Below are 6,256 nucleotides of genomic sequence, written 5' to 3'. Positions count from 1 at the left end.
GTAGATGATGGTGGGCTTGACCTTGATGAAGGTCTCGTCGTGCAGCACCAGCGTCAGCGTGCCGAACACCAGCACGATCACGCCCGTCACGATCGCCATGATCGGGATATGGCGCGTCACCACATAGGAGGCGATCATCGCCGCGACGATCGCGACCATGAAGGCGCCGGTGGCGGCGAACAGGTTGAACTTCGCATTCACGAAGAAGAAGACGAGCAGCGGACCGAGTTCGGTCGCAAGCTTGAACAGCGGATGCGGCTGGGTCTTGTCCATTCTCTCTTCCGTCTCTCCCATCCTTCGAGACGACCGCTCCGCGGTCTCCTCAGGATGAGGACCTCATGTGTGGCACGACCTCATCCTGAGGAGCCGCGCAAGCGGCGTCTCGAAGGATGACGCTATTCGATTCCGGCGATCGCGCGGGCGAAGTCGCGCGCGGTGAAGGGCGCGAGATCGTCGACGCCTTCGCCGACGCCGATGAAATGCACCGGCAGTTTGAATTTTTCCGCGAGCGCCACCAGGATGCCGCCACGCGCAGTGCCGTCGAGCTTGGTCATCACGAGGCCGGTGACGCCGGCGGTGCGATGGAAGGCCTCGACCTGCGACAGCGCGTTCTGGCCGACGGTGGCGTCGAGCACAAGCAGCACCGCATGCGGCGCCGTGTCATCCACCTTGCGGATGACGCGCACGACCTTTTCGAGCTCGTTCATCAGCTCGGCCTTGTTCTGAAGCCGCCCGGCGGTGTCGATCAGGAGCACGTCGATGGCCTGCTCCTTCGCCGCCGTCAGCGCGTTGAAAGCAAGGCTCGCCGAATCCGAGCCCTGCGCGCCGGCAATGACAGGCGTCCTGGTGCGCTCACCCCAGATCTTGAGCTGCTCGATCGCGGCTGCGCGAAACGTGTCGCCGGCGGCCAGCATCACCTTGCGGCCTTCGGAGGCAAATTTTTGCGAGAGCTTGCCGATCGTGGTGGTCTTGCCGGAGCCGTTGACGCCGACCACGAGAATGACGAACGGCTTCTTGGCCGTATCGATCTCGAGCGGCTTTGCGACCGGCGACAGCACCTTCTCGACCTCGGTCGCAACGACGTCCTTGACCTCGTCCGCCGAGATCGCCTTGTCGTAGCGCCCCGTGCCGACGGCGTCCGCGATGCGCACCGCAACCTGCGTGCCGAGATCGGCGCGCAAGAGCACGTCCTCGATGTCGTCGAGCATGGCGCGGTCGAGCTTGCGCTTGGTGACGAGGTCGGCGACCGCGGTCCCGAGCGAGGACGAGGTGCGCTTCAGCCCGTTGGACAGGCGGCGCCACCAGCTCAGCTTGGGGGGATCTGACGTGGTATCGTTCATGGTGGCGGTGTGTTAGCCGTTCCGGCCCGTAAACGAAAGTCTCGAACGAAAGCCTTTGCAATTGCTCGATGTTCCCGAATTGACCGCCGATGAAATTCTGGCGCGCGTGCTCCATCGCGACGGATTGATGCTGGTCATCGACAAGCCGGCCGGCCTGCCGGTGCATCGCGGCCCCAAGGGCGGCGCCAATCTGGAGGCATCCTTCGACGCGCTCCGTTTCGGCCTGCCGCGGCCGCCGGTGCTAGCCCACCGGCTGGACAAGGACACCTCCGGCTGCCTCGTGCTCGGCCGCCATCGGAAAGCCACAGCCTCGCTCGGCCTGCTGTTCAAGCACGGCAAGATCGGCAAGACCTACTGGACCGTGGTCGAGGGCGGGCCCGCCGAGGACGAAGGCACCATCGACATGCCGCTCGGCCGGCTCAATGCCGAGCGCGGCTGGTGGCAGAAGCCCGATCCCGAGGGGCAGAAAGCCATCACCAACTGGAAGGTGATGGGCCGGGGACATGGCCTGACCTGGCTCGCGATGGAACCGGTGACCGGGCGGACCCATCAATTGCGGGTGCATTCGGCCGCGACGGGATGGCCGATCTTCGGCGATAACATTTACGGCAATGGCCCCCGCTTCGGCGAGCCGCGCCTGCACCTGCATTCCCGCGAGATCGTGGTGCCGATTTCCCGGAACAAGGAGCCGATCCGCGTTGTGGCCCCGGCCCCGCCCCACATGCACGAAAAACTTCGCGCCTGCGGGTGGAATGGGGAATAACCCGCACAGCCGGTAGACCCTTATGCTGAGGAGGCGCGTCAGCGCCGTCTCGAGCCATGAAAGGCCCCGCTGCTACACCTCAGCCTGCATCGTTCGAGACGCCCGCTTTGCGGGCTCCTCAGGATGAGGAGCGGCCCCATGGTTTACGAAACGTTCAGGGCTCGCCTCTAATGATAGCGGTTGCTTAGAACAAGCTTCCGTCAATCCGCTCAGGACGAGCCGCGCGTCATGTCCAAGGCCGAGCTATCGATCATCGACGAGGTCGAATCCGCACTTCGGATTGGCTCGGCGGAAAAGGGCCTCGATACGGCCCGCCGCGTCACCGACCTGTTCCTGTCCTCCGCCGGCAGTTTTGACGACGAGCAGATCGCGCTGTTCGACGAGGTGCTCGAGCGCCTGATCGGCACCATCGAGCTGCGCGCCATCGCCGACATGGGCGCACGCGTGGCGCTGGCCGAGATCAGCGCGCAGCTCGCGCCGATCGCACAGGCGCCGCCCTCCGTGATCCGCCGGCTCGCCAACAATGACGAGATCCGCATCGCCGGTCCCGTGCTCCAGGAATCCGCGCGCCTCGACGATGGCGAGCTGGTGAAGATCGCATCATCCAAGGGCGAGCCGCATCTGCTCGCGGTCGCCGGGCGCTGGTGGCTGAAGGAGATCGTCACCGACGCGCTGCTGGCGCGCCGCTATCCCAGCGTCAGCCGGCGGCTTGCCGCCAATCCGGGCGCACGCGTCTCCGGAAACGGATTTGCCGTCATCGTCGGACAGGCGGAGAGCGATCCGGAGCTCGCCGTCAGCGTCGGCGTCCGCGTCGACCTGCCATCGGAGCTGCGCCGCCAGTTGCTGCGCTCCGCGACCGATGTGGTTCGCACGCGCCTTTTGTCACGCGCGCCGCCGCATCTGTTCGAGGAAATCCAGAGCGCGATCGCGGTCGTCACGGTCGGCGTCGAGCGCGAGATGTCTGGTGTCCGCGATTTCGAGGGTGCCAAGCGCGCCATTGCCAATCTCAAGGCCACCGGCCAGCTCAACGAAGCGATGCTGTTCGGCTTTGCCAGGCAGCGGCGCTATGAAGAAACCGTCGCGGCGCTGGCGGCGTTGTCGCAATCCACCGTCGAAGTGATTCGCCCGCTGATGCAGAGCCTGCGCGATGACGGCCTGCTGGTGCCCTGCAAGGCGGCGCAGCTCAGCTGGGAAACCACCGCCGCCGTGCTCGAAAGCCGTTTTGCCACCGGCGCGATGAAGCCGGCGGATCTCGCAAGAGCACAGGGCCATTTCGCCCGCATGACGCCGGAGAATGCGCGGCGAACGCTGCGGTTCTGGCAGGTGCGGGCGTCGTAGCGGAGCGCGTTTGGGGCACCCCGCATCCACACTCCCAGTGTCGTCCCGGCGAAGGCCGGGACCCATACCCACAGGGAGAAGTTCGGCGACGGCTAGCAGTTACTCTGCTTCGTTGGGACAGGCACCGCGCGTAATCGATAGATCACGCGGTATGGGTCCCGGCCTTCGCCGGGACGACATTGGAGATACAGCGCGTCGCAACTCCCGCAGCCGAATTACGCGATGAGCCGCTCGCCGTCACTGCCACTGATCCGCAGCGGCACGACGCTTCCCACCCGCTCGCCCGCGATCGCCACCGGCAGATAATGCTCCGTGCGGCCCTGCCCCTCGCTCTCGATCAGCACATCGCGCGTTGCGCCAATTTCGGCTTGCAGCCGCTGACGCAATGCCGCCTCGCCGGCCGCACGCAGCCGCCGCGCACGTTCCTTGATCTCAGGCCCCGCAACCTGCGGCATCCGCGCGGCGGGCGTGCCGGGGCGCGGGGAATAGGGGAAGACGTGCAGGAAGGTCAGGCCGCATTCCCTGACCAGATCGAGCGAGCGCGAAAACATCGCCTCGGTCTCGGTCGGGAAGCCCGCGATGATGTCGGCGCCGAAGGCGATGTCCGGACGCAGGCGGCGCACCTGGTCGCAGAACGCGATCGCATCGCCCCGCAAATGCCGGCGCTTCATGCGCTTCAAAATCATGTCGTCGCCTGATTGCAGCGACAGGTGCAGATGCGGCATCAGGCGTGAATCGTCGGCGATGGCATCCAGCAGATCGCCATCCGCCTCGATCGAATCGATCGACGAGATGCGCAGGCGCTTCAACTCCGGCACATGGCGCAGGATCTGCTTCGTCAACATGCCCAGCTTCGGTGCACCCGGCAGGTCGGCACCATAGCTGGTGAGGTCCACACCGGTCAGCACGATCTCGGCGTGACCGCGTTCCACGAGCGCCCGCACCTGCTCGACCACGGCGCCCATCGGCACCGAGCGCGAATTGCCGCGGCCGAACGGGATGATGCAGAAGGTGCAGCGGTGGTCGCAGCCGTTCTGCACCTGCACGAACACGCGCGGCAGGCCGCTCGCGAAGCCGTCGAGGAGATGCGGCGCCATCTCCTTCACGGCCATGATGTCGCTGACGGCGATCTTCTCGCTAGCACCGATGTCGAAGGCAGCGCGCGTATCGCGCCAGGCATCGCTGCGCATCTTGTCGTCATTGCCGACGACGCGGTCGACCTCCGCCATATCGGCGAACATCCGGCTTTGCGTCTGCGCGGCGCAACCGGTGACGACGATGCGCGCCTCCGGCCGCTCGCGCTTCAGCTTGCGGATCGACTGCCGCGCCTGCGCCACCGCCTCGTTGGTGACGGCGCAGCTGTTGATGACGATGGTGTCGGAAAGACCAGCCCCCTCGGCCTCGCGGCGGATCACCTCGGCCTCGAAGGCGTTGAGGCGGCAGCCGAAGGTGACGATCTCGACGGACATCAGCCGACCGGCGCGAACAGCGCCGGATCGAAATTGCCCTCATATTCGAAGRTCGCGGTGCCCGTCATCAGCACGTGATCGTCGCGCTCGCGCCATTCGATACCGAGCTTGCCGCCGGGTAGCGTGATCTCGACATTGCGCTCGGCGCGCTTCAGCCGCGCCGCCGCGACGGCCGTGGCACAGGCCGCCGAGCCGCAGGCCCTGGTGAGCCCTGCCCYACGCTCCCAGGTGCGGATCGTGATGTGGTCGCGATCGACGATGTGGGCGAGCGTAATGTTGGCGCGCTCGGGGAAGATCGGATGGTTTTCCAGCAGCGGACCAAAACGCTCGAGGTCATAGGCGTTGACGTCGTCGACCCAGAACACCGCGTGCGGGTTGCCCATGCTCACCACCGAGGGCGAATGCAGGATCGGATTGTCGATCGGTCCGATCTGCAATTCGATGTAGCGGGTGTCGCGAAACTCATCCGCCAGCGGAATGTCCTGCCAGCCGAACTTGGGCACGCCCATGTCGACGGTGTAGAGATCCGGCGCCGGACCCTGCCAGGCATTGAGCAGGCCGGCCGCAGTCTCGAACGTCGCCGTGGCCTGCCCGGTCTTCTCGAAGATGCGCCGCACCACGCAGCGCATGCCGTTGCCGCAGGCGCCGGCTTCCGAGCCGTCATTGTTGTAGATGCGGATGAAGGCCTCGGTGCCGTCGAGCCGCGGCTTCTGAAGCACCATGAGCTGGTCGTAGGGCACGCCGCCCTGCGCGGATGCCACCGCACGGGCGTCGTCCGGTGTCACCTTTGAGGTGGAATCGCGCATGTCGACAACGACGATCTCGTTGCCGATGCCGTTCATCTTGGCAAATGCGTGGTTGGCCAGCGCGCTCATGAAATTTCCTGAATTTCGCCTGCCTTATATGGCGATCCTTGGCCGCTTGGCCAGTGATTTGCCGCCGGGCGCCGGGACGTCCGCCATGACGCATCTGTCATGGGACGAATTCGGCGCTCGCGTGTTAGAACGGCGCGGTTCGCGCCAACCGGGACGCGCGGCCGGATTGAGGCCTTGGTGGGTAAGGTCTTGATGAATTTAGGGCCTTGCTGAACCAAGGGCTTGATGAGTTAAGGCCCTGGGGAGAAAAAAATGATTGGCTTTCGTCGTCTCGCTCTGGCCGCGCTGATCCCGGCAGCGGCCTTGTCATTTGGCCTGCCCGGCGCTGTGGCACAGACGCCGAGCCCGGCGCCGGCCGCCTCGGCAAGTCCTTCTCCGATCAGTCCCTCGCCGGCTCCGTCGGCGTCGCCGGCCGCGAGCGCCTCGCCCGCCCCGGCYGCATCGCCGGCGGCCAGCGCCTCGCCCTCACCC

The 6,256-nt window shown here is 65.9% G+C and carries 7 protein-coding genes; 2 read left to right on the top strand and 5 right to left on the bottom strand.

Features of this window, described 5'->3' with window-relative positions; translation table 11 throughout:
• Both AC1D00_RS21845 and ftsY read right to left on the bottom strand, forming a co-directional pair.
• The coding region (locus AC1D00_RS21845) for a septation protein IspZ (RefSeq protein ID WP_477012088.1) at window positions 1-273 on the bottom strand (273 nt) is incomplete at its 3' end.
• A 122-nt stretch (window positions 274-395) separates the two neighbouring features.
• Window positions 396-1,340 carry a signal recognition particle-docking protein FtsY gene (gene ftsY, locus AC1D00_RS21840; protein WP_404551866.1) on the bottom strand — a complete coding sequence of 315 codons (945 nt, stop codon included), beginning with the start codon at window positions 1,338-1,340 and terminating at the stop codon, window positions 396-398.
• A 61-nt stretch (window positions 1,341-1,401) separates the two neighbouring features.
• On the opposite strand from ftsY, the gene AC1D00_RS21835 reads away from it, so the two are divergent.
• The gene (locus tag AC1D00_RS21835; protein WP_477012089.1) at window positions 1,402-2,103 is read left to right on the top strand and encodes an RluA family pseudouridine synthase; all 702 of its coding nucleotides are present in this window, start codon (window positions 1,402-1,404) and stop codon (window positions 2,101-2,103) included.
• Window positions 2,104-2,331: 228 nt separating this feature from the next.
• The gene (locus tag AC1D00_RS21830; RefSeq protein ID WP_477012087.1) at window positions 2,332-3,441 is read left to right on the top strand and encodes a DUF2336 domain-containing protein; all 1,110 of its coding nucleotides are present in this window, start codon (window positions 2,332-2,334) and stop codon (window positions 3,439-3,441) included.
• Window positions 3,442-3,656: 215 nt separating this feature from the next.
• Here AC1D00_RS21830 and mtaB read toward each other — a convergent pair whose 3' ends face one another.
• From mtaB to AC1D00_RS21815, 3 genes are all read right to left on the bottom strand, one after another.
• Window positions 3,657-4,910 carry a tRNA (N(6)-L-threonylcarbamoyladenosine(37)-C(2))-methylthiotransferase MtaB gene (gene mtaB / locus AC1D00_RS21825; RefSeq protein WP_477012086.1) on the bottom strand — a complete coding sequence of 418 codons (1,254 nt, stop codon included), beginning with the start codon at window positions 4,908-4,910 and terminating at the stop codon, window positions 3,657-3,659.
• Window positions 4,910-5,785 carry a diaminopimelate epimerase gene (gene dapF, locus AC1D00_RS21820; RefSeq protein WP_477012085.1) on the bottom strand — a complete coding sequence of 292 codons (876 nt, stop codon included), beginning with the start codon at window positions 5,783-5,785 and terminating at the stop codon, window positions 4,910-4,912. The genes mtaB and dapF overlap by 1 nt, the downstream gene beginning before the upstream one ends.
• A gap of 230 nt (window positions 5,786-6,015) precedes the next feature.
• Window positions 6,016-6,256 (bottom strand): hypothetical protein (locus AC1D00_RS21815; RefSeq protein ID WP_477012084.1); only part of this gene is annotated, 241 nt, incomplete at its 5' end.

Source organism: Bradyrhizobium sp. P2_E8, assembly GCF_056403875.1.
The sequence above is the reverse complement of the archived record's forward strand: the minus strand, read 5'-3'. Positions and strand labels throughout refer to the sequence as shown.

Bases quoted from the DNA above. Each gene is read 5' to 3' on its own strand.
- ftsY (WP_404551866.1), bottom strand. From the start codon at position 1,340: ATGAACGATACCACGTCAGATCCCCCCAAGCTGAGCTGGTGGCGCCGC.
- AC1D00_RS21830 (WP_477012087.1), top strand. From the start codon at position 2,332: ATGTCCAAGGCCGAGCTATCGATCATCGACGAGGTCGAATCCGCACTT.
- mtaB (WP_477012086.1), bottom strand. From the start codon at position 4,910: ATGTCCGTCGAGATCGTCACCTTCGGCTGCCGCCTCAACGCCTTCGAG.